At 64.4% G+C, this 25173-nt stretch carries 23 protein-coding genes; 9 read left to right on the top strand and 14 right to left on the bottom strand.

Annotated features, from left to right (window positions below; genetic code table 11):
* Nucleotides 1-32 precede the first annotated feature (32 nt).
* On the top strand, nucleotides 33-1223 hold the full coding sequence (locus HAP41_RS12870; protein ID WP_224580871.1) for an ABC transporter substrate-binding protein: 1191 nt from the start codon (nucleotides 33-35) through the stop codon (nucleotides 1221-1223).
* Between the two features lie 204 nt (nucleotides 1224-1427).
* Here the strand turns inward: HAP41_RS12870 and HAP41_RS12865 are convergent, their stop codons facing one another.
* From HAP41_RS12865 to HAP41_RS12825, 9 genes are all read right to left on the bottom strand, one after another.
* Nucleotides 1428-2597: a Gfo/Idh/MocA family protein gene (locus HAP41_RS12865; protein WP_166101458.1), complete on the bottom strand. Its 1170-nt coding sequence runs from the start codon at nucleotides 2595-2597 to the stop codon at nucleotides 1428-1430.
* A 50-nt stretch (nucleotides 2598-2647) separates the two neighbouring features.
* The gene (locus HAP41_RS12860; RefSeq protein WP_166101465.1) at nucleotides 2648-2962 is read right to left on the bottom strand and encodes a septal ring lytic transglycosylase RlpA family protein; all 315 of its coding nucleotides are present in this window, start codon (nucleotides 2960-2962) and stop codon (nucleotides 2648-2650) included.
* A gap of 102 nt (nucleotides 2963-3064) precedes the next feature.
* The gene (locus HAP41_RS12855) at nucleotides 3065-3910 is read right to left on the bottom strand and encodes a CmcJ/NvfI family oxidoreductase (protein WP_166101467.1); all 846 of its coding nucleotides are present in this window, start codon (nucleotides 3908-3910) and stop codon (nucleotides 3065-3067) included.
* 352 nt (nucleotides 3911-4262) lie between these two features.
* Complete coding sequence (locus tag HAP41_RS12850) at nucleotides 4263-5201, bottom strand: ABC transporter substrate-binding protein (RefSeq protein ID WP_166101470.1); 939 nt, start codon at nucleotides 5199-5201, stop codon at nucleotides 4263-4265.
* Nucleotides 5198-6298, bottom strand: coding sequence for an LLM class flavin-dependent oxidoreductase (locus HAP41_RS12845; protein WP_175618137.1), 1101 nt, complete (start codon nucleotides 6296-6298; stop codon nucleotides 5198-5200). Before HAP41_RS12845 ends, HAP41_RS12850 begins: the two co-directional genes overlap by 4 nt.
* A 29-nt stretch (nucleotides 6299-6327) precedes the next feature.
* Nucleotides 6328-7500: an acyl-CoA dehydrogenase family protein gene (locus tag HAP41_RS12840; RefSeq protein ID WP_166101475.1), complete on the bottom strand. Its 1173-nt coding sequence runs from the start codon at nucleotides 7498-7500 to the stop codon at nucleotides 6328-6330.
* Complete coding sequence (locus HAP41_RS12835; protein WP_166101479.1) at nucleotides 7494-8294, bottom strand: ABC transporter ATP-binding protein; 801 nt, start codon at nucleotides 8292-8294, stop codon at nucleotides 7494-7496. The genes HAP41_RS12840 and HAP41_RS12835 overlap by 7 nt, the downstream gene beginning before the upstream one ends.
* Entirely contained in the window at nucleotides 8288-9310 is a 1023-nt protein-coding gene (locus tag HAP41_RS12830) for an ABC transporter permease (protein ID WP_166101482.1), read from the bottom strand. Before HAP41_RS12830 ends, HAP41_RS12835 begins: the two co-directional genes overlap by 7 nt.
* Nucleotides 9288-10391: an ABC transporter substrate-binding protein gene (locus HAP41_RS12825; protein ID WP_166101489.1), complete on the bottom strand. Its 1104-nt coding sequence runs from the start codon at nucleotides 10389-10391 to the stop codon at nucleotides 9288-9290. The genes HAP41_RS12830 and HAP41_RS12825 overlap by 23 nt, the downstream gene beginning before the upstream one ends.
* A gap of 475 nt (nucleotides 10392-10866) precedes the next feature.
* On the opposite strand from HAP41_RS12825, the gene HAP41_RS12820 reads away from it, so the two are divergent.
* The gene (locus tag HAP41_RS12820; RefSeq protein WP_166101496.1) at nucleotides 10867-11847 is read left to right on the top strand and encodes an ABC transporter substrate-binding protein; all 981 of its coding nucleotides are present in this window, start codon (nucleotides 10867-10869) and stop codon (nucleotides 11845-11847) included.
* Nucleotides 11848-11975: 128 nt separating this feature from the next.
* Here the strand turns inward: HAP41_RS12820 and HAP41_RS12815 are convergent, their stop codons facing one another.
* A complete protein-coding gene (locus tag HAP41_RS12815; RefSeq protein WP_166101499.1) occupies nucleotides 11976-12455 on the bottom strand; it encodes a hypothetical protein in 480 nt (159 codons plus the stop codon).
* A gap of 338 nt (nucleotides 12456-12793) precedes the next feature.
* Between HAP41_RS12815 and glgC the strand changes: the two genes are divergently transcribed.
* The 4 genes from glgC (at nucleotide 12794) to HAP41_RS12795 (ending at nucleotide 16904) form a co-directional block, all read left to right on the top strand.
* Nucleotides 12794-14056: a glucose-1-phosphate adenylyltransferase gene (glgC, locus tag HAP41_RS12810; protein WP_071910585.1), complete on the top strand. Its 1263-nt coding sequence runs from the start codon at nucleotides 12794-12796 to the stop codon at nucleotides 14054-14056.
* Nucleotides 14053-15510, top strand: a complete 1458-nt coding sequence (gene glgA / locus HAP41_RS12805) for a glycogen synthase GlgA (RefSeq protein WP_166101508.1) — start codon at nucleotides 14053-14055, stop codon at nucleotides 15508-15510. Before glgC ends, glgA begins: the two co-directional genes overlap by 4 nt.
* 136 nt (nucleotides 15511-15646) lie before the next feature.
* A complete protein-coding gene (locus tag HAP41_RS12800; RefSeq protein WP_085401565.1) occupies nucleotides 15647-15907 on the top strand; it encodes a SemiSWEET transporter in 261 nt (86 codons plus the stop codon).
* 313 nt (nucleotides 15908-16220) lie between these two features.
* The gene (locus HAP41_RS12795; RefSeq protein WP_166101511.1) at nucleotides 16221-16904 is read left to right on the top strand and encodes a nucleoside deaminase; all 684 of its coding nucleotides are present in this window, start codon (nucleotides 16221-16223) and stop codon (nucleotides 16902-16904) included.
* 24 nt (nucleotides 16905-16928) lie between these two features.
* Here HAP41_RS12795 and HAP41_RS12790 read toward each other — a convergent pair whose 3' ends face one another.
* Complete coding sequence (locus HAP41_RS12790; protein ID WP_166101516.1) at nucleotides 16929-17699, bottom strand: phosphorylase family protein; 771 nt, start codon at nucleotides 17697-17699, stop codon at nucleotides 16929-16931.
* A gap of 516 nt (nucleotides 17700-18215) precedes the next feature.
* The gene (locus HAP41_RS12785; RefSeq protein WP_166101519.1) at nucleotides 18216-19010 is read right to left on the bottom strand and encodes a DODA-type extradiol aromatic ring-opening family dioxygenase; all 795 of its coding nucleotides are present in this window, start codon (nucleotides 19008-19010) and stop codon (nucleotides 18216-18218) included.
* 160 nt (nucleotides 19011-19170) lie between these two features.
* On the opposite strand from HAP41_RS12785, the gene HAP41_RS12780 reads away from it, so the two are divergent.
* Nucleotides 19171-19350, top strand: coding sequence for a hypothetical protein (locus HAP41_RS12780; protein ID WP_014493109.1), 180 nt, complete (start codon nucleotides 19171-19173; stop codon nucleotides 19348-19350).
* A 7-nt stretch (nucleotides 19351-19357) separates the two neighbouring features.
* On the opposite strand, the gene HAP41_RS12775 is transcribed toward HAP41_RS12780, so the two are convergent.
* Nucleotides 19358-20830: a carboxylesterase/lipase family protein gene (locus tag HAP41_RS12775; protein WP_166101524.1), complete on the bottom strand. Its 1473-nt coding sequence runs from the start codon at nucleotides 20828-20830 to the stop codon at nucleotides 19358-19360.
* 175 nt (nucleotides 20831-21005) lie between these two features.
* Here HAP41_RS12775 and HAP41_RS12770 point away from each other — a divergent pair.
* Nucleotides 21006-21952, top strand: a protein-coding gene (locus HAP41_RS12770) for an IS630 family transposase (protein WP_166063836.1) whose coding sequence is annotated in 2 segments (ribosomal slippage) — nucleotides 21006-21345 and nucleotides 21345-21952 — 948 coding nt in all. Because the reading frame shifts where the segments join, the coding sequence is not laid out codon by codon here.
* Nucleotides 21953-21964: 12 nt separating this feature from the next.
* Here HAP41_RS12770 and HAP41_RS12765 read toward each other — a convergent pair.
* On the bottom strand, nucleotides 21965-22213 hold the full coding sequence (locus HAP41_RS12765; protein WP_063979742.1) for a hypothetical protein: 249 nt from the start codon (nucleotides 22211-22213) through the stop codon (nucleotides 21965-21967).
* A gap of 190 nt (nucleotides 22214-22403) precedes the next feature.
* On the opposite strand from HAP41_RS12765, the gene HAP41_RS12760 reads away from it, so the two are divergent.
* Complete coding sequence (locus HAP41_RS12760; RefSeq protein WP_166101531.1) at nucleotides 22404-25094, top strand: flavin-containing monooxygenase; 2691 nt, start codon at nucleotides 22404-22406, stop codon at nucleotides 25092-25094.
* Nucleotides 25095-25173: the final 79 nt, after the last annotated feature.

The raw sequence follows: 25173 nt of genomic DNA, 5'->3' as shown, positions 1-25173 counted from the left end.
GCCCCCTCCGATTCGCGAGATTGCGGGAAGGCTTGAAGATAGCGGACCTTTCGAGCCGCGGGCGCCGACCGCAATTACGTCATCGTGCGCAGATCGCGATCGATCTCGTCAACGAAAAAGGCGGTGTCGGCGGCAAGACCAAGATTGCTCCGGTCGCCGCGGATTCCCAGAGCAAACCCGACGTTGCGATCAACGAGGCCGAACGCCTGATCAGTCAGGAGAAGATCGACATCATCAACGGCGTCTATGCGAGCTCGCATGCGGTGCCGCTCGCGGCCAAGGTCGAGCAGCAGAAGAAGATCCTCTGGATCACGACCGCGGTCTCGACCGCCGTGTTCAAGGACAAGAATCTGCAATACGTGTTTCGCGCGCAGATCCATTCCGACCAGTATGGCCAGGCCTTCGCGAGCTTCCTCGCCGAGCATGCGCAAGGCAAGCTCGGTATGGATCCGAAGGACGTCAAGGTCGCGCTGATCCACGAGGACGGCCCGTATGGCGTCGGCGTCGCGGCGGCCGACGAGGCCTACGCCAAGCAGGCCGGCATCCAGGTGGTGCTGCGCGAGGGCTACTCCGCCTCGGCGCCCGACCTCTCGGTGCTCGTTACGAAAATCAAGCGCGCCAAGGCCGACGTGATCTCGCATGCCGGTTACAACCCCGACATCACCCTGTTCCTGCGCCAGGCGCGCGAGAGCGGATTGCGCTTCAAGATGCTGTTCGGCGCCGGCTACAGCCAGATCGACAAGCTGCGCGCCACCTTCGGCGCCGACATCGACAATTTCTGCAACATCGATCCGGTCCCCGCGCAATTGCTCGATCCCGCAAAGCTCGCGCCGGGCATCGGCGATCTGACCAACGCCATGGTCACGCGCTACAAGGCCAAGACCGGTGCAACCGAAGTGCCGCCGCATTGCTCGATGGGCTTCAACCAGACCTGGGTGCTGCTCAACAACGTGCTGCCGGTCGCCAAGGAGAAATACGGCAGCTTCGATCCCGAGGCCATCCGCAAGGCCGCGCTCGACGTCGACATTCCAGCCGGCGGCACCATCCAGGGCTACGGCGTCAAATTCTTCCCGCCGGGCACGCCGCTGTCCGGCCAGAACGAACGCTCGACGCCGGTCGTGATGCAGAACGCCGGCGAGCGCATCTCGGTGGTGTGGCCGACGAACATCCGCACGCAGGACCCGGTGTTTCCGCTGCCCAAGGGTTCGACCTACGGGGCGTGAGGTGATGCGGACGGTCTCTTCCCCTCTCCCCTTGTGGGAGAGGGTGGCTCGCCGCGTAACGGCGAGGCGGGTGAGGGGTTATCTCCGCAAGCAAATCTCTTACGTTCGAACTCGTGGAGAGAGACCCCTCATCCGGCGCTCCGCGCCACCTTCTCCCACAAGGGGAGAAGGGATGGCAGCGTGCCTGCGGTCTCTTCAGCGGCCCTACAACACCACCCGCCGTCCCTCCTCCGCGGCCCAGTAGCACGCGTAGTTCACCTTGATCGTCTCATACGCCAGCGCCAGGTCCGACAGCGGCTGCCTCCCGCTCGCGGCGCATTCCATGAAATCCTGGATCTCCTGGAGATAGCCGCGTGTCCACTCCTCCTCGAGGCAGACATATTGCCAGCCGGTTTTACGATCGACCTTCTCGGTGATGTAGACACTGGCGAGCTTCTCTTCGCTGGTCTGGTAGCTCATCAGATGCGTGTTCGGGGTGATGTTGGCGAACAGCGAACCGCCCGAGGTGTAGGTCTCGATCAGATTGCGGACGCCGCCCATGATCATGTCGCCGGAAAACACGGTCGCCTTGGTGCCGTCGGAGAAGGTCGCCGTCAGCGTGCCCCAATCCTCGACATCGACCGGATTGGCCTTGATGTAGGTGCGCTCCTCGGGCTTCAGGACGGCCGTGACGTTGCCGACATCGCCGGTGACGCTGGCGACGCGGATGGTTTCGCCGCGCGCCCTGGCCTCCACCTGCTTGAGATAAAGCACAGCCGAGAGCGGATGGCAGCCCATGCGGATCAGCGAACCGCCGCCGGTCATCGCCCATTGCGCGGCATGCGCCGCGTGCGAGCCGGAATGACTCTCCTCGCCCTTCATGAACAGGATCTTGTCCTTGGTCGCCCTGATGATCTCGGCGGTCTTGGTCACCGCCGGTGCGTAGATCCAGTCCTCGGCATACATGAAGAGTTTTCCGGTGCGCTCGATCGCGGCGCGGGTCGCCTCCATCTCCTCCAGCACCCGCTCATACATCAGCGCCTTCGGCACATGCTTGCCGATCGGCTGCGCGTCGCCTGCACGGCCGAAATAGCCGGCGAACGGCTTTTCGCAGATCACGTGCTTGCCGGCCTGCATGCTGGCGACGATCATGTCGGCATGGAGATTGGGCGGCGTGCAGATGTCGATGACATCGAGCTCGCGGTCCGCGATCAGTTCGGCGAAGCTGCGATAGACTCGCGGAATCCCGTGGCGGCCGGCGAATTCGACGACATGATCGCCGCGCGCCGCGACCGCCGCGACCTCGACATCCACACCGTAGACGCGGCGGAACGCATACATGTGCAGCTCCGAGACGAAGCCGCAGCCGACAAGTCCCACCCGAATCCTGGCCATAGCACCCCCCATACCCTTGCGTTGGGCGGCACTATAGCGCGACGGCCAGCCTATTCCACCGAGACCCGCACCACGCCGGCGCTCATCATGCCCAGCGCCTTGGCCGCCGGCACCGAGAGATCGACGATCCGGCCGCGGATGAAGGGGCCGCGATCATTGACGCGGCACTGGATCGACCGGCTGCCGTAGGACACCCTCAGCACGGTGCCGAACGGACGCGTGCGGTGAGCGCAGGTCAACTCGCTGCCCTTACCGGCGTTTCCGTAGCCGTAGTATGAGGCAAGCCCGCTTTCGGCTTGCGCGACAGAAAATGCAGAAAGCGAAAAAGTGGCCAGACTGAAGAAAAGCGTCGTCTGCGTTCGCACGGCACCGCTCCCGGTTGCCCTGCCCGGCGCTGCAAACGTCGATTTGTTCCGGTAAGTTCCAGGAACACTGCCGGGCGCGCCCGGCAGTGCCATCACACATTGTTACTGTTTATGGAACACCAGCGTGCGGACCTCGATGCTTTCGCGCGGCGCCGCATCGGCCGGCGTGGTCGGATCGACGAAGGCCGTATGCGGCCCGAAACGCGTCCGGCCGTCGGTTGCGGAATCGTAGCACTTGAGCAGCAGCGCCTCGTCCGGCGTCATCTCCGGAAAATAGAACCAGCGGTGGTTCGGATTGTATTTCACCGAATAGGTCTCGCCGCGGCGATTGGGATAGATCAGATCGGAGGCGACGAGATCGTCGGGCGCAACCGTCGTGCCGTCGGCCATCGCCAGCGGTGAGTCCCGCAAGGGTCCGCGGATCGGCCGCCACAGGTTGATCACCTGCACACGCCCCTTCAACAGCGCGTCGGCTTCGTCGGGCAGATGCTCGCGCACGCGGTTGGCGCCGGAGACGGCGGTCTGGTCGACATGGACGCGCGTCGCAGGCTGACGCGGGCCGCCGTCGCGAATATCCGCCGCCCCCTCGACACGCCTGCGCACGGTATGATCGAAGATGACGACCCGGTCGGCCTTCAGCGTCGCGCGCAAGAACGCCTCGACGGCGGGATAATAGACCGCCCGTATTTCCTCGTCGTTGTAAAAATCCTTCACCTGCGTCGGGTGACGCACGAGCGCAAAGCCCTCGCGATCGAGCGAGAAATTATCCGCGATCAGGCGCGCATCGAAGATCGGGACCTGATGCGGCTCCGGCAACGACGTGCTCTTGGGCTCGCCCGGCGGCGGATCGAAAGCATAGGTGCGCGGCTTGCCGGAAACCGGCGCGAGGTAGTTGAGTTCGGCAGTGACGAAGGGAAGCGATTCGATTTTTGTTTCTTGCAGGCCCATGGCCGGTCTCCCGATGTGGTCGTCTGTCTGATCTTTGACGGAGTGCGGCGTGCCGCAAGGGAGGTGGTACAAATAGCAATGAGGGTGTTGTCGTCAGTTCGAAATGCAGAAGGAATGTTTCGAGGAAGGCGATTGCGCTGGAAACGTCCTCCTTTTCTCACGATCCCTTGAAGCGCCCGTGAGAGCGTTCTTCCTTCTCCCCTTGTGGGAGAAGGTGGCGCGAAGCGCCGGATGAGGGGTATCTATCCGCGAGCTCCATCGCGAGAGGTGGTACGCGGAGAGAGACCCCTCACCCGTCTCGCCGCTACGCGGCGAGCCACCCTCTCCCACAAGGGGAGAGGGAAAGCGCGCACTACAGCCCCGCCTTGGCGATTGCGTCCGCAAACGAACGGTCCACGATCTCGGCCGCATCGAGCTTCTGCTTGATCAGGCCCCAGCGGAAGTAGAGGTCGATCGTGCTCTGCTCGTCCGCGACGACGCCGTCGTCGATGGGCGCGATGCGGATCTTTGCGCGCGACAGCCAGTTCTGCGGCACGGCGGTCGGGATGTTCATCAGCTTGCCCCAGGTCGCGGCATAGCTGTCGACGTTGCTCAGCGACCACGCCCGCGCCGCCGTAAGGCGCCGGATGAAGTCCGTCAGCTCCGCGCGCTTGTCGCGGATCGCGTCGGGCCGCGCGACCTGGAAGCTCAGCCCCGGCGTCAGGCCCTCCGAGGTGATGACGCGGCGCGATTTGAACAGCACCTCTTCCTGGCTGACATAAGGCTCCCACGTCGACCATGCATCGACCGAGCCTTGGGTATAGGCGATCTTGGCATCGGACGGCGCGAGGAACGCGATCTGCACGTCGGACGCAGCCCAGCCGTTCTTCTCGAGCGCAGCGAGGATCAATTGATGACCGATCGAGCCGCGCCCCGTCGCGATCTTCTTGCCGCGCAGGTCCGCGAAGCTCTTGATCGGCGAATTCTCGGGCACGAGGATGGCCAGTCCTTCGCGGGTCTGACGGATCGCGGCGATCGCCTTCACCGGCGCGCCGGAGGCGGCGGCGAAGGTGAAGGGTGCATCGCCCACGATACCGGTCTCGATCGCGCCGGCGCTGAGCGCCTCCAGCAGCGGTGCCGCCGCCGGAAACTCCTTCCACTCGATCTTGTAAGGCACGTCCTCGAGCACACCTGCCGCTTCCATCACGGCCTGCGAATTGCCCTTCTGGTCGCCAACGCGCAAGGTGGTTTGCGCCGCCACGAGTTCGAACGAGCCGAACAGCAGCGCACCGGCCAGCATGAGGCGGATCATTCCGCCGCCTCGCCGCGAACGGCCTGACGCTTGGCGACCAGCTCGCGCGTCAGCGGGATCAGCTCGCGGCCATACTCGATGGCATCGATCAGGGGATCGAAGCCGCGGATCAGGAAGTGGCTGATACCGAGATCGTAATAGTCGCCGAACACTTCGGCGACCTGCTCGGGCGTGCCGACCAATGCGGTGGTGTTGCTGTTGGCGCCGGTCAGCTTTGCGATCTCGGTCCAGAGCCGCTTGTCGATGCGGCTGCCCTGGTCGGCAAGCGAGAGCAGGCGCCGCGCGCCGGCCGTGGCATGGCCGTCGGCAGGCTTGCGGTAGCCGGTCTTGTCCTGGAGCGCGGTGGCGCGTGCCAGAATCTCCTCCGCCTTCTCCCAGGCCTGCTTCTCGGTCGGGGCAATGATCGGCCGCACCGAGAGGCTGAAACGCGGCGTCGGCCGTCCCTGACGAACCGCCGCGTTGTGGACGCGGGAAGTGACGTCGCGCACCTGGGCATAGGATTCACCCCACAGCGCAAAGGTGTCGGCATGCTTGCCGGCGACCTCGATCGCCGCATCCGAAGCGCCGCCGAAATAGATCCGGATGCCCTCGGGACGATACGGCTTCACCTGCGAGAACGCGTTCTCGACCTGGTAGTGCTTGCCCTTGTAGGTGAACGGCTTGTCGCTGGTCCATTCGAGCTTGAGGACATCGAGGAATTCGGAGGTGCGGGCGTAGCGCTCGTCCTTGTCGTCGAGCGTGTTGCCATCCTGCCGAAGCTCGGTCGCGTTGCCGCCGGTGATGACATGCAGCGCGACCCTGCCGCGGGAAAACTGGTCGAGCACGGCGAACTGGCGCGCCAGCAGCGTCGGCGCGGTGAAGCCCGGCCGCTGCGCGATCAGCACATTGAGGCGGTTGGTGACGCCCAGCACGTGCTGGGCAATCTGGAGCGCGTCCGGCGTCGTCGAATGAAACGCCAGCAGCGCGCGGTCGAAGCCGGCATTTTCGTGCGCCTTCGCCACCGTCTCGATATGGGTGGGGTTGAGGACCGGCCCTTCGCGAACGACGGTCTCGGACGAATTGTTGTTGCTGATGAAGCCGATGAACTCGATCGACATGATCGTCTCCCTGTTTGTTTTCCTGAAAGCTAGAGGCCCAATGCGGCGCGGCCGAGGCCGGTGCGGGTGGCATCGTCCTGCGGCGTGTGCACGCGGCCGCACAGCACGTCGCGATAGTGCCGCTCCAGCGGATTGGTGCGGGACAGGCCGTGATTACCGGTCAGAGACAAGGCTTCCTCGACCACGGCGACGGCGTTGTTGGTCACCGTCAGCTTGATCACGTTGGATTCGCCGGTGGAGAGAGCGACGCCGTCATCGAAGTCGCGGGCGAACGTCTCGATCAGCCGCGCATTGACCGCGAGCCTGGCCTCGATGGCACCGAGGATCTCCTGCGCGCGCGGCAAGGTGGCAAGCGGCGCGCCGAGGCTGGCGGGCACGCGCTGCTTCAGGAACTGGACGAACCAGTCGCGCGCGGCGCGGGCGATGCCGTCATAGATCGCGGCGACGAACACCGTGTGGACCGTCGCCTGCGCGATGTCGGGCGCACGCCACTCCTGGGGATTGCGGACATCGACCTCGGCATCGAGCGGGATCACGACGTCGTCGAAGATGACATCATGGCTGCCGCTGGCGCGCAGGCCGTGATGATCCCAGGTCTCGACGATGCGGGTGCCCGGCAGTCCCGCCGGTACCAGGAACTGCCCGACGCGCGGCTCGGCTTCGTCGGTCCGGGCCCAGACCAGATACCATTCGAGGATCGGCGATCCCGTCGAATAGATCTTGTGACCCGTGAGGCGCCAGCCGGTCTCGGTGCGGCGCGCGATCGTCGCCGGCAGGCCGCCGCGCGCGGGCGAGCCAAGCTCCGGCTCGACGCGGAGCGCGTTGACGAGCGCGAGGCCCTCGACCGTCTCGCGCGCGAGCTTGCGTGCCAGCTTCGCCGGCCAGGTCGGGCTCCGCCCCATCACGAGATGATTGATATAGTGCATCGCCAGCACCAGCGCGGTCGAGGGGTCGGCCTTGCCGATGATGCCGATGACCCGCGCGGTGTATCTTGCGCCTGCGCCGGCTCCGCCATGGACCGCCGGCACCGTCAGCGACAGCAGGCCCGCCTCGGACAGCTCGCGAAAATTCTCGAAGGCGAAGCTGCCGGTGCGATCATGCTCCGCCGCACGCGCGGCAAAGCCTTCGGCCAATGCCTCGGCGCGCGCAATGTAGTCTGGCTCACTATAGGCGGTGAGCCCTTTGGCTACAGAAGTCACCATGTGGCATCTAATCCCAAGAGACCTAAGATCTGGCGGCGCAGATCCGCCAGATATGGATCGCCGCGATGGCGCGGATAGGGCCGGTCGACACGGATGTCGGCCTTCACCCGCGCCGGGCGGTCGCTGAACACGATGACGCGGTTGGCGAGCACCAGCGCCTCCTCGGCGTCATGCGTCACCAGCAGCGTGGTAAAGCCCTTGCGCTGCCAGAGCGAGACGAGCTCGGCCTGCATGGTGATGCGGGTCAGCGAGTCGAGCTTGCCGAGCGGCTCGTCGAGGATCAGGATCTTTGGATCGTTCACGAGCGCGCGGGCGAGCGCGACGCGTTGCGCCATGCCGCCGGAGAGCTGATGCGGATAGGCATTGCGGAACGACGACAGCCCAACGAGATCGAGCGCGTCATCGACACGCTTCCGCTGGCTCTTCAAAATGCCCTGGGCCTCGAGGCCCAGGGCGACGTTGTCCCAGACCGACCGCCAGGGAAAAAGGGTCGGATCCTGGAACACGACGACGCGCGAGGGATGCGGGCGGGTGATGCGCACCTCGTCCTCGCGGAGCGTTCCGGCCTTGGGCTTGTCGAGGCCGGCGACGAGCCGCAGCAAGGTCGACTTGCCGCAGCCGGAGGGGCCGAGCAGCGCGACGAACTCGCCCGGCTCCACGGAGATGCTGACGTCGCTGAGAACAGGCAGCTCAGTGCCATCGATGTCGAAGGCGTGGCTGACCTGCTCGATGTCGAGCGCGGCGCCGGCGGCCGGCGGGGGCGCGATTTCGGCCAGTGCGGTTGCCGCTACCATTTCACGGTCCCCTTCTGCCAGACCAGCAGGCGATCGCGGATGGCGAACAGCAGCGTGATGGCGCCGGAGCAGAGCAGCGACATCACGATCAGTGCCGCATACATGTTGGCGTAGGCGGCCCAGCCCTGCGCCCATTGCAGGTACCAGCCGAGCCCGGCCTTCACGCCGATCATCTCGGCCACGACCAGCACGGCGAAGGACGAGCCGAGGCCCATGAACAGGCCGACGAAGACGTGCGGGAGTGCGGCGGGGATCGCGACCTTCAGCACCAGGAAGGACGGCTTTGCGCCGAGCGTGCGTGCGACGTCGTAATAGGCGTTGCTGACGCTCGCGACGCCGGACCAGGTCAAGACGGTGACCGGGAAGCCGGTCGCCAGAGCGATCAGGAAGGTCGAGGCGCTCCAGCTCGACGGGAACGTGAAGAAGGCGATCGGCAGCCAGGCGGTCGCCGGCAGCGGGCCGATGAAGCGTACCACCGGATGCACCCAATAGCCGACCGCGCGCGACCAGCCGATCGAGACGCCGGTCAGGAAGCCGACCGTGGCGCCGATCAGATAGCCGCCAAGCTGGAGCTTGACCGAGGCGAAGACGCTGTCGAGCAGCTTTGGCAGATCGTCGGTATAGACCTCGATGATCGACTGCGGCGGCGGGAAGAACGGCAGCGGCAGCCAGGCGAATTTTGCGGTGGCAACTTCCCACAGCGTCAGGAATGCGCCGAGCGCCACGAGCCAGGGCGCGCGCTGGCGCAAGGCCTTACCGGCGGAGCCGAGGTAGTCGGCGCCGACGGTGCCGAACAAGGCGATTGCGGCAACGATGAAGGCGGCGATGCCGAGCGAGTGCGTCCGCGACCAGTCGCCGACATCCTCCCACCACAGGCAGGACAGGCCGAACGCGATCCACGCGACGCTGGCGAGAATGCCGACGCCGGATTCCCGGACCCAGCTCGCAAGAACCGGCGCGCGCGAGAGGCGCGGCGCGCCGGAGGCGAGGCCGTCAGACAGCGAATACGTCGACATAGATGCGCTCCGCGAATTTGGCGGTATCGGTGCTTTGCTTGAAGACCTGAACGCTCTTCAAATCGTCGGCATAGGACTTCAGCTCGCGCTTCAACACCTCACCCACGGGATGATGATGGTGGGTGTGGTAGCGCACCATGCCCTCGATATCGGCGAGCGACGCCGTCTTCGGAGCGTAAGGCTGGAACGACTTCGCCGTCACGGACGGATTCTGCGCGGTGAACATCGCGGCATCGAGCAGCGCCTGCGTCAGGGCGCGCGCGACCCGCGGCTCCTCGCGCACCAGGCTGCCGCGCAGGCCGAGGATGCAGCAGCTCTTGTCGCGAAATTCGCCGTCGAGATTGGAGGCGACTTCCTTGTACTGGGTGTCCTTGAGCCAGAGATAGCCGAGCGGATCGGATGACAGGAAAGCCTGCACCTCACCCTTCTCGACGGCGACGTTGAGCAGGTTGCCGGGATAGGCGCGCCAGTCGATATCCTTGACCGGGTCGATACCGAGCTTGGCGAGCTGAATGGAGAAGAAGTTCTTGTCGGGGCCACCGAGGTCGCCGACCGCGACGATCTTGCCCTTGAGGTCGGCGAGCTTGCTCACGTTGGAGTCGGCGCGGGTCAGGACGCGCATGCAGCCGCCATGGGTGCCGGCGGCGATCTTGACGTCAAAGCCCTGCTCCAGCGGCTTCAGCCAACGCAGCGCCATGCCGAGCCCCGCATCGCTCTTTCCCGTCGCGATCGCCTCGAGCAGCTGGTCGGTCGAGCCGGAATAGTTGATGAGCTCGATGTCGAGATTGTGCTTCTGGAAGAAGCCGTGCTCGATGGCGACGGGCACCGGGGCGAGACAGACCGCGCCGGCGTTCCAGGAGAGTTTCAGCTTGCGCGGCGCGCCGGTGAGGACGGGACCATCCGCAGCCGTCCGGCACAGCGGAAACTCCGACAAGTCGACACCGGGCGCGATCACCTGCGGCGCAAAGGCCTGTGCTGCACCAAAGGCACCAAGCGGCGCGGCGACTGCCGCCGCAAGCCCCGCCTGCAGCAAATGGCGCCGGTCGAGGCCAGATCCGCTGCGCTTGTTGTCGTTGCCCATCAGTCCCCGCTCCTGCGCTGGCACAGCTCCGCCATTCACGCAACGCTTCGCGTTGCGCATGTTCCATGTGGAGCCGCGTTGAGAGAATAATTTCGCCGGCGCTTCCCGCGCCGCTTTGATGCGATGCGCAAATCATGCGGCGCGCCCACCGCATCGTCAATGAAATGGAATTTCGAATGTGACGCGAAGCGAGGTCATTCTCTCCATCAGCGCATGGGACAGCGATGAAACGATTTTCGTTGCTGCATCATCCTGCAAGGATGCGCCGCGACTCCGCAGCCTGCATCATTCTTGCGCATCACCCGCCGCGCACGCGGTGCGTTCTCGAATGCGGCGCTGCGCTGAAACGTCATTGCCCAACGCATCTGCAATACGGATAGCCATTTCATTGACTGCGCATCGCGCCGTCATAGACTTGATCGTCTCGCTGCATCGCTCGCTCACGCGTCGTGAGCAAAGCAACAAGACAGGCCAAATGAGCATCAACTTCGACGACCATTCCATCACACGCCGGCTCGCAGCATCGCTGTTCGCCGCAGCCATCACCTTGTCGACCGCGGCCGCCTCGTTCGCGGCCGACACCGTCGTGCTGCGCGTCGGCGACCAGAAGGGCGGCAACCGTTCGCTGCTCGAAATCTCCGGCTATGCGAAGGATCTGCCCTACAAGATCGAATGGTCGGAATTCCCTGCCGCCGCTCCGATCCTGGAAGCGCTGAACGCCGGCGCGCTCGACGTCGGCTACACCGGCGATCTTCCCTTCCTCTCGGTCTATGCGGCCGGCGCGCCGATCAAGGCAATCGGCGGCACAAAGTCGGATGCGAAGACGCAAGGGATCCTCGTGCGCCAGGATTCGCCGATCAAGTCGGCCGCCGATCTCAAGGGAAAACGCCTCGCCGGCACGCGCGGCGGCTGGGGCCAGTTCCTGATCGACGCGACGCTGGAGAAAGCGCAGATCAAGCTGGAGGACGCGACCTTCGCGCCGCTCGGCCCGGTCGACGCCAAGATCGCACTCGTCGCCGGCTCGATCGATGCCTGGGCCGTGTGGGAGCCCTACGTCTCGTTCGCGACGCTGAAGGACAAGGCCCGCGTGATCGCCGACGGCGAAGGCCTGACGCCGACCATCACCTTCATCGTGGCCTCCGACAACGCCATCGCCACCAAGCGCGCGGCGGTGCAGGACCTCGTGCAGCGGCTGAACAAGGCGCGGCTATGGTCGCTCGATCATGTTGCCGAATACGCAAAGAGCACGGCCGAGCTGACCAAACTGCCGGAGGACGTGCTGCTGTCGGCCTACACCGCGCAGCGCACCAGCCCGATCGTGATCGACCAGAACGTGGTGAAGGAGGTGCAGGAAGCCTCCGACCGCTCGACGCGCTACGGCATCCTGCCGAAGACGCTCGATGTGAGCAAGGCCGTCGACCGCAGCTTTACAGCCGCGGCCGCGGCGTCAAACTAGCGCGGGGCGCGGCGGGATGTGCAAGTCCAGCCTCAAGGCCGGCCCGCTGCATCTCGCCGCGATCGTGCTCGCGCATCTCGCCTGCATGAGCCTGATCGTGTGGCTCTCGCTCTAGCCGCGCAGCGTCCTTACCAATATCCGCGATCATAGGCCCGGTACGGTCGGTAGTAGCCGTAGCGAGGGCCGTAATATGGACGATAGGCTCGATAGCCGTAGTAGCGGGGACGCGCGTAGTAGCCGCCATACCCATAGCTCGGCCCGTAGCCGCCGTAATAGGCCGGCGCATAGCCATAGGACGGGGCGTAGCCATAGCCGTAACCCGAGCCATAACCATAACCACCATAACCGCCGTAATACGGGCCGCCGCCATAGTAACCATAGGGCGCGCTGCTCGCGATGGCACCGCCGATGATTGCTCCGGCGAGGAGGCCTCCTGCGCCCCATCCCCAGCCACGGCCGCGCCAATACACCGGGGTGACATCTTCACCAACGGCGGCCTTCATGGTCGCGACGTTGGTCGGCAGCGGAGCCGCTGCCGCCTGCTCGATTTGGCCGGCCATCACCGCGCCCGCCAGCGAACAGGCAATCGCCGTTTTCCAGATACTCATCGTCTTGCTCCCTGTCTGACGTTCGTTTGGAAAAGGATCGCAAGGCCATGATCGGGCATCCTTGCCCCAAGTCAAAGCCTCCGAAAAGTCACAGCCTGCATTGCGTGCACCGCACAAGAATGCCCGCGCATGCCTCGATTGTGGTCCGGCCAACGCCAGCGCCCGCACGGACATGACACCGGTGCGACGGAGCCACAGGCCACAGCAAAGCATTAAGCTTCCCGGGCGTTCGCAACCAACAAGCACCTTCCCGATTTACTATTCGTACCGTTACTATCGGTTCCAATGTGCGCGGCCGGGAGGCTTCTCGCAAAGCGCCAGAGTTGTGGGAGGATGACATGAGTGCCGCGAGACCCGAGCCGCTTGCCCGTCAGGCGCTGGCGTTCGTCCTGGCCGGCGGACGCGGCAGCCGGCTTCTGGAACTGACCGACCGGCGCGCCAAGCCCGCGGTCTATTTCGGCGGCAAGTCCCGCATCATCGATTTCGCGCTGTCCAATGCGGTGAATTCCGGCATCCGCCGGATCGCGGTCGCGACCCAGTACAAGGCGCACAGCCTGATCCGGCACCTTCAGATGGGCTGGAACTTCTTCCGCCCCGAACGCAACGAGAGCTTTGACATCCTCCCGGCCAGTCAGCGCGTCTCGGAGAACATGTGGTATGTCGGCACGGCGGATGCGATCTATCAGAACATCGACATCATCGAGTCGCACAACGCACGCTTCATCGTCGTGCTCGCCGGCGATCACATCTACAAGATGGACTACGAGGTGATGCTGCGCCAGCACGTCGACAGCGGCGCCGACGTTACCGTCGGCTGCCTCGAAATGCCGCGCGCGGAATCATCCGGCTTCGGCATCATGCATGTCGACGAGAACGGCTGGATCCAGCAGTTCCTCGAGAAGCCCAAGGATCCGCCGCCGATGCCGGGCAAACCAGACGTCTCGCTCGCCAGCATGGGCATCTACGTGTTCGATACGAAATTCCTGTTCGACCAGCTCAAGCGCGACGCCGAGGATACGAACTCCAGTCACGATTTCGGCAAGGACATCATCCCCTATATCGTCAAGAACGGCCGCGCCATCGCGCATCAATTCTCGACCTCGTGCGTACGCTCGGGCAGCGATCCCCGCGCCTACTGGCGCGATGCCGGCACGGTCGATGCCTATTGGGCGGCCAATATCGACCTCACCGACGTCGTGCCGGAGCTCGACCTGTTCGACCGCGCCTGGCCGATCTGGTCCTATGCGGAGATCACGCCGCCCGCCAAGTTCGTCCATGACGAGGAGAGCCGGCGCGGCCAGGCCGTGAGCTCGCTGGTCTCGGGCGGCTGCATCATCTCCGGCGCCTCGCTGCGCCGCTCGCTGCTGTTCACCGGCGTGCGCGTCAACTCCTACGCCACTGTCGAGAACGCCGTGATCATGCCCTACGTGAACGTCGCTCGCGGCGCTCGCTTGAAGAACGTCGTGATCGACCGCGGCGTCGAAATCCCCGAAGGGCTCGTCGTCGGCGAGGACCCCGAACTCGACGCCAAGCGCTTCCGCACCACCGAGCAGGGCATTTCGCTCATCACCCAGACAATGCTCGACAGGCTCAATACATGACGCCTGTTCGCGTCCTCGCGGTCGCCTCCGAAGTCTACCCGATCGTCAAGACCGGCGGCCTCGCGGATGTCGCCGGTGCATTGCCGCTTGCGCTGAAGGCGCACGGCGTCGAGATGCGCACGCTGATGCCGGGCTATCCCGACGTGATGCGGATGCTGGGGGGAGCCGGCGAAATCCGGCGCTGGCCGGATTATTTCGGCGGCCCCGGACGCCTGCTCGCCGGCTCGCATGACGGGCTCGATCTGTTCGTGCTCGACGTGCCGCATCTCTATGCACGTCCGGGCAATCCCTACGTCACTCCCGAGGGCGTCGACTGGCCCGACAATGGCCTGCGCTTCGCCGCGCTGTCACGTATCGCCGCCGACATCGGCCACGGCCTCGTCCCCGCGTTCGTGCCCGATGTGGTGCACGCCCACGACTGGCAGGCGGGGCTTGCGCCCGCTTATCTGCACTATGACAACCGTCCGCGGCCGGGCACCGTGATGACCATCCACAACATGGCCTATCAGGGCAAGTTCGCTCCCGAGCTGATCGGTTCGATCGGCCTGCCCTGGGACTCCTTCAACATTCGCGGCCTCGAATATTTCGGCGGCATCAGCTTCCTCAAGGCGGGGCTTCAACTCGCCGATCGCATCACCACGGTCTCGCCGACCTATGCGCAGGAGATCCAGAGCGATGAAGGCGGCATGGGGCTCGGCGGCCTGCTGCGCGAGCGCGCTGATGTGCTGAGCGGCATCCTCAACGGCATCGACACCGACGTGTGGAATCCGCAAACCGATCCGCACATCGCCTACCGCTTCGGCGCGGACGACCTCACGTTCCGCGCCGCGAACAAGGCGGTGCTTCAGCAACAGTTCAATCTCGATTCCTCGGACGAGGCGCCGTTGCTCGGCGTCATCAGCCGCCTGTCCTGGCAGAAGGGCCTCGATCTCCTGCTCGAGGCCATCCCGACCATCTTGGGCGACGGCATGCAGCTCGCGCTGCTCGGCAGCGGCGATCGCGATCTCCAGGATCGCTATCAGGCCGTCGCCCGCGCGAACCCCGGACGGATCGGCGTCGTGATCGGCTATGACGAGATTCTGGCGCATCTGATCCAGGCCGGATCGGACGCGCTCATCGTGCCCTCGCGGTTCGAGCCGTGCGGCCTGACCCAGCTCTACGCGCTGCGCTATGGCGCAGTCCCGATCGTGTCGCGCGTCGGCGGCCTCGAAGACACCATCGTCGATATCGGCGAGGCCGACACATCGGACCGCGACGCGACCGGCTTCAAATTCGCGCCCGTCACCGTAGAGGCCCTCACCGGCACGCTGCGCAAGGCCAACACCGCCTTCCGCAACAAGGCGACCTGGCGCCGGCTGCAATTGAGCGGCCTTGCGACCGACGTCTCCTGGCGCAACCGCGCCGGCGACTATGCCGTGCTCTATCGCGATCTCGTGGCGGCGCGCCGGACGTAGCGTTTTCGAGCGAAGTGGATACCGGTTCGCGTAAAGAAAACGCGTCAAAACAAGAATCCAGAGTCCCGTTCCGATTTCATCGGAACGGAAAAGGCTCTAGCCATGATCACCACCGAATCCATGCTATAGAGCCGGCATGGACCCTTTCGCGATCAAGCTGATCGGCTTTGCCGCCGCCACCTGCACCACCGTCGCCTACGCGCCGCAGTTCATCAAGGTCTGGAAGACCCGATCGGCGCGCGATATCTCGCTCGGCATGTTCCTGGTCATGGTGCTGGGCCTGGCGCTCTGGCTCATCTACGGCCTGCTCTCTGGCGACGCCCCGCTGGTCGCGGCCAACGCCATCACCATGGTGCTCGCCGGCGGTATCCTGTTCATGAAGCTGAAGTACGGCTGAGGTTGAAGCTGCGTAGGACGGATTGGCGCGTGCACCCATAGAATCCGGGATGTCTGTTTTCGAGAGCCCCCGGAGCGGACATAGACAATCGATCATCGTGTGGTCCGTGCGGTACCTGAAAGGTAACGGTCCTTGATCCAGATCAAGTCAGACTGTTTGTAGCTCGCTGCTTAATTGCCAATATGCCAGGCCGCAGGGGCCGCCTCCGTAGCGGCGCCGGAAGCATTCTTCGTCGCTACGACGCCGCCGTAATATGAAGGGGCGGCGACAGACGCATTCTCAACATCGATCTCGCGTTCCCAAGGGGGCGCCTATGAGTAGATCAGAAGCTGACGTCCAAGATCTGCGAATGATGGAAAGATGCCTCGAACTCGCTCGGCAAGGGGTGAAGCAAGGAGAGCTGCCATTCGGCGCCGTAATCGCGTTTCGAGGACAGGTCATCGCAGAAGCGACCAACCACGTTTCATCGGAATGCGACGTGACCCGACACGCGGAACTCGTGGCTCTTTCAGAGGCGCAGAAGATTCTCAGACAAATGCGTTTGCCGGATTGCACCTTGTATTCAATCGTCGAACCTTGCCCAATGTGTTCTTTCCCGGCACGGGAGGCGCGGATTGGTCGCGTGGTGTTCGCCATTTCATCTCCGATCATGGGCGGATTTTCGAGATGGGACGTTCTGTCGGACAACAGCTTGTCGAGCAAACTGCCTGAGGTCTTCGGACCTGCGCCGGAAATCGTCTCGGGCTTGCTATCCCAAAGGGCCGAGCAGGTTTGGCGCGACTGGAACCCGCTCGCCTGGCGATTTATGAGACGACGAGGCTGCTTCGGACGAGCGGCCGAGCAGACTTCGTGCCACGCGGGCGCGCCTCGGCCAACGTTTTCCTGGAACGCGCTGGCGGATATTTTGGCCGCGCCGGCTCTTTCGGTGAGTAACGTCTTCCTGCGCCGGCGTGCAGATTCAAACACCATCTCGGACCTGGACAAGCCTGGAGTCTGAGATCGGGAGCGCGCTGCTGCAGGATCAGGCGCGTGTGGCTATCGTTTCAAGTGCACGCGTCGGAATGGGGACTCGGTCTCGTGAACACAGGTGCGGGAAACCAAAGTGAGCTCCGAGCCGTCGCTTGGCGCTGCGCAAAGCCATCACCGCCATGACGGAGTCAACGGCGAGCCGGGTAAGACCAGGGAGTTGCCCCGGGTCGTGAACAAGCGAACGTCCAATCTTGCGCAGTTCAGGCTTACCTGCTGGCCCGATATCTATGAGCGCTGCCCTCGGAAGTTTTCGATGAGCGGGGTTTAGAACAACACGACAGACGGCAAAGGGAATTCTGAGTTCGGAAGCAATTCGAGCAACGATCTGCGACTCCATATCGGCGGCAACCGCCCCGGAGATGCCATGGAAATCCCGTCTCTCTTCAAGACTTGTCATCGGGGAAGCGACACCAGCTATCGCAGAGTAGCTGGCACCCGGGATCATCCGAAGGAGCTCCTCGGCCCAGGGGAGGTCAGCTGGATAAGCTTCATCTTTCGCGGCAAATACCGACGAGGCGATGACAATGTTACCTGGTCGGAGCTTCGGATCTAGCCCGCCGCACACCCCGAAACTGATAATGCCGCGCGCGCCATGTCTGATGGCGTCACGCAAGTAAAAGGCGGTCCGGTCACCTTCAGCGATCATCGCTGGCGCGCCGGCTATTCTGGCCTCGATCGCAAGTCCAACTACGGCGATGACCGCCTTCACGTCACAGCGGGGGGCGCCAGTCTGAGCGTCGTTGACCGTGACATGCAGCGTCATCAGAGGCGTCGATAATCCTGAAACCGAAGTATTTCCAGACTCGGACAATCAAGAGTAAGCCGGCACTAGCACTGTCCGTCTAGACAAAATCGACAGGCCTCCCGATTGGAAGCCAGTTGTTGGAGAACTGTGCCTCGGACACCACAGCTGCCGCCTGATCGCGGCGGAGACTCGCACCTTCAATGGCGCAACGAACCCAAAGCGGACTCCTCACAAATGCCGTGAATCGCTGTGCTTCAGCGAGAGCGGTGCCATGATCGAATTTTGCCGCTGTTTTGCCCGACGTGTCAAACCCGTCGAAATACCGCTCGCGTATCCTGCCCGGCAAAAGTACTCTGCTAAGCCATTCTATTTGCTGGGCCGTTCTACTGTGCATGGGGTTGTTTTCGACATTTTTAGTCGGAACCCCGTAGGGTGGATTAGCCCGCGGCTGCGCGAAGCGCAGTCCGCCAGCGTAATCCACCACCTTCATTGCGGCTCGATGGTGGATTACGCTGCGCTAATCCACCCTAAGATTCATCCAAACACATACGACGCCATCGCGACGTTCGCGACCTCGTCGACGAAGACGCGCTTGCCAACGTCGCTGCCGGCGGCACCTGCCGCCACCATCAGCGGCAACAGATGGTCCTCGCGGGGATGCGCGAGGCGCGCGCTCGGCGCGTTCTCCCAGTCGACCAGCATCGCGTTGCGGCGCGCCGCATCCGGGTTGCTGATCGCCTCGTTCAGATAGGCCTCGAAATCATACGAGACGGGCTTCGACTCCGGCCGGTTGAACCCGCGCATGTTGTGATAGGTCAGCCCGCTGCCGACGATCAAAATACCTTCGTCGCGCAGCGATGCGATCGCCTGCCCGACCTTGATGTGCTCGGCCGCATCGTAGCTCGCCTTCAGCGACAGCAGCACGATCGGCATGTCCGCGTTCGGATACATCAGGCCGAGCGGCACGAAGGTGCCGTGATCGAAACCCTGATTGGGATCCTCCCGGCAATCGAGGCCGGCGTGCTCGAGCAGCGCCCTCACCTCCGCGGCGAGCTCGGGCTTGCCCGGCGCCGGATATTTGAGATGATAGGTATGCTCCGGGAAACCGTAGTAATCGTACACCATCGGCGGATGCGCCGAGGTCGACACGGTGAAGGCGTCGGCCTCCCAATGGCCGGTGATGACGAGCACGGCCTTGGGCTTCTCGGGGAGAAGCTGCGGCAGCCGGCCGAACTCCGCGGCCGTCTTGGCATATTGCACCCGCCGGTCCTCCATGAAGGGCCAGGGGCCGCCGCCATGCGACAGGAAGAGGGTTGGAAATCGCGTCATGGATGCCGGCTCGTCTCGTTGACAACATGCGCGTGCGAGCTGCCCGCGCGAACGGCGGCGAGCATAGGCAAACCGGTATGGTTAGCAAGTCGTTAACGATTTGCCGCCCACAATCCGGCCATGGCCGAAGGAGTCGGCCTGAAGACAAGCGAGACGTGAGATGAAGAAGTTTGCGCTGGGGGACGTCGTCAACAGTGACAAGGGCCGCCGCGGCGTCGTTCGCGCCGCCTACAGGTCCAAGGACGGCCAGCAGTTCTACGCCGTCGAGAAGGACGGCGCGATGGACCATCTGGAAGAACACCGGCTGAGCCCGGCGCCGCGCGTCGAGCTCGCGGCCTAAGCCCAACTCATTTTCTGCTCTCACTTGCAAGCCGGTCCAGGCGATCCGACCAGGGGTCGTCGCCGCTCGCGATGCGATCGTTCGTGATCAGCAGCAGGCGATCGCGGCCTGCGGCCGCGTCCCAATGCGGCAGGTCCGGGCCGTTGGGATTGCCAGTCTTCGCAAAGTTGATCCAGTAACCGCGCATGCGGGTCGCGACCTCGCGATCCCCCCATGTGAGCGGTCCCGCGCCGGGCACGCCTTCCGCGCCGAAGATGAATTGCAGCTCGCGCCCGTGCCCTTCGTCGGGATTTGTGCGCCGGGCCTCGGTCACGTAAGCGAAGCGATAGCGAAACGTTGGCGCACCGGTTGCCGCATGGAGGCGGGCAAGCAGCCTGACCGGCTCGGAGAAAACCTTGTCGGTATAGAATTTGGCTGCGCGATCCGATGGCTTGGCGATGTCAGGGTAGAGCTGGCGCAACTCATCGCTGCTCTCGCCCGAGGACGCCAGCGTCTCCTTGATCTCCCGCTCGCCGTCGAAACGCGTCTCGTCGGCATTCGAGCCGATCATGAGTGGAATGCGGCTTTCATGTCCCGCCGCAAATCCAGTGGCCACGTCTTCGCGCACCAGGATTCCATCCATCGCGGGCGCGAAGCTGCGTTCGGATTTGGCGAGCAGTTTTTGTTCGGCCGCAAGCAGCCGCGCCGGCGCGACGACGCGCAAATCCGCCTGCTGCCCAAGCGCCGCCACGAATTGCCGGCCCATGGCCTCCGCCTCCTGCACCGGGCGCAGGCGCGCGCGGCCGGGCAGCGATTGCAGAATGGCTTTCTGGAACAGATCGAGCGATTGCGCACACAGCATCAGCAGCGCGATCGATGTCGCGCCTGCGCCGCCGCCGAACAAGGTGACGTTGTTCGGATCGCCCCCGAAGGCCGCGATGTTGTCGTGCACCCAATGCAGCGCCGCGATCTGGTCCATCAGGCCGTAATTGCCGGAGCCACCTTCCGACAGCGCGGGATGAGCGAGCCAGCCGAGCGCGCCGAGACGATAATTCACGGTGACCACGATGAGGCCGGCTTGCGCGAGCTTTGCACCGTCGAACAGCGGATCGTTCGCGGTGCCGCTGACGAAGCCGCCGTCATGGATGAAGACCATCACCGGCAGCGGGCCGTCGACGCCGAAGGGACGGAATACGTTGAGCGTGAGGCAGTCCTCGCTCGCGCCCGGCAGCGAGGGCTGAAGGCACGGCGCGCCGTACTCATAGGCGGTGCGCATCTCGGGGTTCTCGGCCGTTGCCTGCGGTGGGCGCCAGCGCAGTGCGCCGACCGGAGCCGCCGCGTAGGCCAGCCCCTTGAACGACGCCACCTCGCCCTCGACCGCGCCGAGCATCTGTCCTTCACGCGTCAGCGCGAACGGAAACTGCCCGACCGCCTGAGCGACGGCAGCACCGTCCCAGCAGAGGAGTGAAGACGCCACAACGAGCGCAAACTGGAGTCGCATCCTGGGGATCTCGATGCGCCAAAAGGTTCCTCGACAGGTTACGTCTGCGGCCCGCGGTGAGGCAAGCTCGGCGGCGCTAGCTAGAGCATTTTCCGACCGGAAAGAATCGGGTGGGGATTCCCAAAACGGCGCGAGTCAGATTCAAGCTGCATGCTGGCGAGGGAGGCCAGCATGTATGGCCAGGGCGCTTTCGGTTGATCTTCGCCAAAGGGTGGTAGCCGCGATTGACGGTGGCATGTCCTGTCGACAGGCTGCTGAGCGCTTTGGTGTCAGCGCGGCCAGTGCAATCCGCTGGCGCGGTCGCCTCAAGAAAGTTGGCGACATCGTTCCTAAACGCCAGGGCGGTGACCGCAAATCGCAGCGCATCGAAGCGCATTCGCAATTGATTCTGGAGGCGGTGACAGCGAGGCCGGATATCACGCTTGCCGAGTTGCGAGAACTGTTGAAACGTCGTGGAATATCGACTGGCATCGCGTCGCTCTGGCGTTTTTTCCAGCGCAGAAAGATCACACTTAAAAAAAGACAGCGCACGCCGCCGAGCAACGGCGCGGCGATATAAATGCCGCACGTGAGGAGTGGTTCGAAGGGCAAATCGACCTTGACCCTGAGCGTCTCGTCTTCATCGACGAAACCAGCGCCAACACCAAAATGGCGCGGCGTTACGGGCGCTCGCCACGCGGCGAGCGATGTCGTGCAGCTATCCCACACGGACATTGGAAGACGACGACGTTCACCGCTGGATTGCGCTCCGACGGTCTGATCGCGCCGCTTGTTCTGGACGGTCCAATGGATGGCGACGCTTTCCTGGCCTACGTCGAGCAATTGCTCGCCCCATCGCTGCGGCCGGGCGATACCGTTATCATGGACAACTTGCCCGCTCACAAGGTCCATGGCGTTCGAGAGGCCATCCAGGCGGTCGGAGCTAGCCTGCTCTATCTTCCGCCCTACAGTCCAGACTTCAACCCGATTGAAATGGCCTTCTCCAAACTGAAAGCGCTGTTGCGGACCGCCGCAGCCCGCACCATGCCCGATCTCTGGCAAGCAATCGCCAACGCTCTCAAACGCTTCTCACCCGAGGAATGTCAAAATTATCTCGTCGCGGCTGGTTACGACGCAACGTGATCGGAAAACGCTCTAGCCGCCTTTGGCGACGATCTCCGCCAGCGCGCGGCGCGCGACGATGCCGAGCTCACCAAGCGTGGAATGGCCTGATTGCGCCGCCTCGATCAGGCGCTCGGCGATGAACCTGCGGCTGTCGTGATCGCCGCCGTGCGGCAATTGGCGGCACGTCTGCTCCAGGACGACGTCCATGTTGGCTTTCGTCCGCTCGCTCAACTCTGTCATGACGTCCGGTTGGTACGCGTGGCTTGTAACCGCAAGCATACACAGAAGGATGTGGTCTGATTAGCCCGGACAATCCCGGCGGTTGTGCATCGCGGTGCGTGTATCGCCGCAACCTTCGCGCGGTCACGATGGTGCCGCAAACGACTACCGAAGATTGTACCTGTCCTGATGACAAGCCAAGCCTGCGGCGATAGCCTGCCGGCAAAACAAAAGACACGGGAGGAATACCATGCCAGACGCAATGGTCGCCGCACGTGAGTCCAAAGCGGCGAGTGGAACAACCCAACAGGTCGACGTTGCCGTGGTCGGCGCCGGATTTGCCGGCCTTTATCTTCTCCATCGCCTGCGCAAGTCCGGCCTCACGGCAGTCGCCCTCGAGGAAGCCGGCGATGTCGGCGGCACCTGGTACTGGAACCGCTATCCCGGCGCCCGCTGCGATATCCAGACCATCGACTACAGCTACACTTTCGATCCCGAGCTCGACAACGCGTGGACCTGGTCGGAGAAATACGCGACCCAGCCTGAGATACTGCGCTATCTCGGCTTCGTCGCCGATCGCTACGATCTGCGCCGCGACATCCGCTTCAAGACCAAGGTCACCGAAGCCAAATGGGACGAAGCGACTGAGCGCTGGCAACTCACCACGAGCAGCGGCACGCCGGTCTCCTGCCGCCACTACATCATGGCCACAGGCTGCCTCTCCGCGCCGAAGCCGCCCGAGATCGACGGCGTCAAGGATTTTGAGGGCAAAGTCTATTTCACCGGGCGCTGGCCGCATGACGGCGTCGATCTCGCCGGCAAGCGCGTCGCCGTGATCGGCACGGGGTCGTCAGCCATCCAGTCGATCCCGCTGATCGCCGAGCAGGCCGCGCATCTGACCGTGTTCCAGCGCACCCCAAACTTCGCGCTGCCGGCGCATAACGGCCCCTCGCCATCCGATCGCATGGATATTTTCCAGAGCGACCGCGCGGCCTATCGCGAGCAGGCGCGACAGTCGATGACCGGCGTGCCCTATCCGCAGCAAACCGTCGTGAGCTGGCAATTGAGCGATGCCGAGCGTCGTGAGCGGTTCGAACGTGCCTGGGCAGCCGGCGACCTCGTCCACATCCTGACGCAGCTCTGGGCCGACCAGGGCGTCGACTTCAACGGCAATGCGCTGATCGGCGAGCTGATCCGCGAGAAGATCGGCGCTGCCGTGAAGGATCCGGAGACGGCGGCGGCGCTGATGCCGCACGACCATCCCTTCGGCGCAAAGCGCCCCTGCCTCGATACCAATTACTACGCGACCTACAACCGGCCGAACGTCACGCTGGTCAATCTGCGCCAGGAGCCGATCAAGGCGATCACCGCGAACAGCATCACGACGGCCAGGCGCAGCGTCGATGTCGACGTCATCGTGTTCGCGACCGGCTTCGACGCCATGACCGGCGCGATCCGCGCCGTGCATCCGATCACCGGACGCGGCGGCAAGTCGCTGACCGATGTCTGGGCGCAGGGGCCGCAGACCTATCTCGGGGTCACGGTCGAAGGGTTCCCCAACTTCTTCATGATCACCGGGCCCGGCAGCCCGTCGGTGCTGTCGAACATGGCGGTGTCGATCGAGCAGCATGTCGACTGGGTCGTCGACCGCATCGCTGCTCTGCGCGACGCCGGCTTCACCACGATCGAGCCGACCGAGACGGCGCAGGCCGGCTGGGGCCGGCACATGACGGACTGTTCGATGGTGACCCTGCACCGGCTCGCCAACACCTGGTATACGGGCGCCAACGTCCCCGGCAAGGTGCAGGGATTGATGCCTTACACCGGCGGCGTCGGCCCCTATCGCAGCATTTGCGACGAGGTCACGGCTCGCGGCATGCTCGGATTCAAGCTGACCGGCCCCAACGGCGCCGCGCAATGCAACGACGGCGAGGTGGTATGCCTGCAGCCTGATGTGCGGCTGGTGCTGAACCTGCTGGCATCGCTGAACCTGCCGCCGATCGAGTCGATGGGCGCGCTCGGCGCACGCGCCTTCGTCAACGAGTTCAACAAGGGCCGGCCCGCGGGACGGCCGATCGGCGAAATCGTCGACGGCACGCTGCCCGGCGCGGACGGCCCGCTGCCTTACCGGATCTACAAGCCGGCAACGCCGGGGCCCCATCCGGTCGTGGTCTATTTCCACGGCGGCGGCTGGGTGCTCGGCGACGAGCAATCGGACGAGCCGCTCTGCCGCGATCTGGTGCGGCGGACCGGCATGATGTTCGTCAGCGTCGGCTATCGCCACGCGCCCGAGCATCGTTTCCCGACCGCGGCCGAGGACGGCTATGCGGCAACGCGCTGGATCGCCGAGCATGCGGCCGAGCTTGGCGGCAGGCTGGGCCCGGTGCTGGTCGCGGGCTGGAGCGCCGGCGGCAACATCGCCGCCGTCACCTGCCAGCTTGCTCGCGATCGCGGCGGGCCTGAGATCGCCGGCCAGCTCCTGGTCTGCCCGGTCACCGATTGCACTTTCGACCGGCCCTCCTACAACGACAATGCGACCGGCTATTTCCTGACGCGCTCGCTGATGCACTGGTTCTGGGACCTCTACTGCTCACCGGCCGACCGCACCGATCCGCGCGTCTCGCCGCTGCGCGGCAACGTCGCCGGCCTGCCGCCGGCCTTGGTCGTCACCTGCGAATTCGACCCGTTGCGCGACGAGGGCATCGCCTATGCCGAGGCAATGGCGGCCGCCGGCGTCCCGGTCGAGCAGTTCAGGGCGCGCGGCCATTTCCACTCGTCCTTTGCGATGGTCGACGTGGTGATCACCGGTGTAGCGGGTCGGGTGCAGATGGCCGAAGCCCTGCGGCGCTTCGCCGGGCTTCCGCCGAAAGTCAGCCGCGGCGATGAGGATAGCCACGATCATGCCAGCCCGGGCCACAGAATCGCGGCGGCCGCGAGCTGATTTGCGACAAGGCGGCCGGGAACCTTTTCCCGGCTGCTGCGTTAAGCGCTCGGCATTAAGATGCAGTGATAGGTGTGGG

The organism is Bradyrhizobium barranii subsp. apii (assembly GCF_011516635.5).
In the GTDB taxonomy this organism is placed as follows: domain Bacteria; phylum Pseudomonadota; class Alphaproteobacteria; order Rhizobiales; family Xanthobacteraceae; genus Bradyrhizobium; species Bradyrhizobium barranii.
The sequence above is the reverse complement of the archived record's forward strand: the minus strand, read 5'-3'. Positions and strand labels throughout refer to the sequence as shown.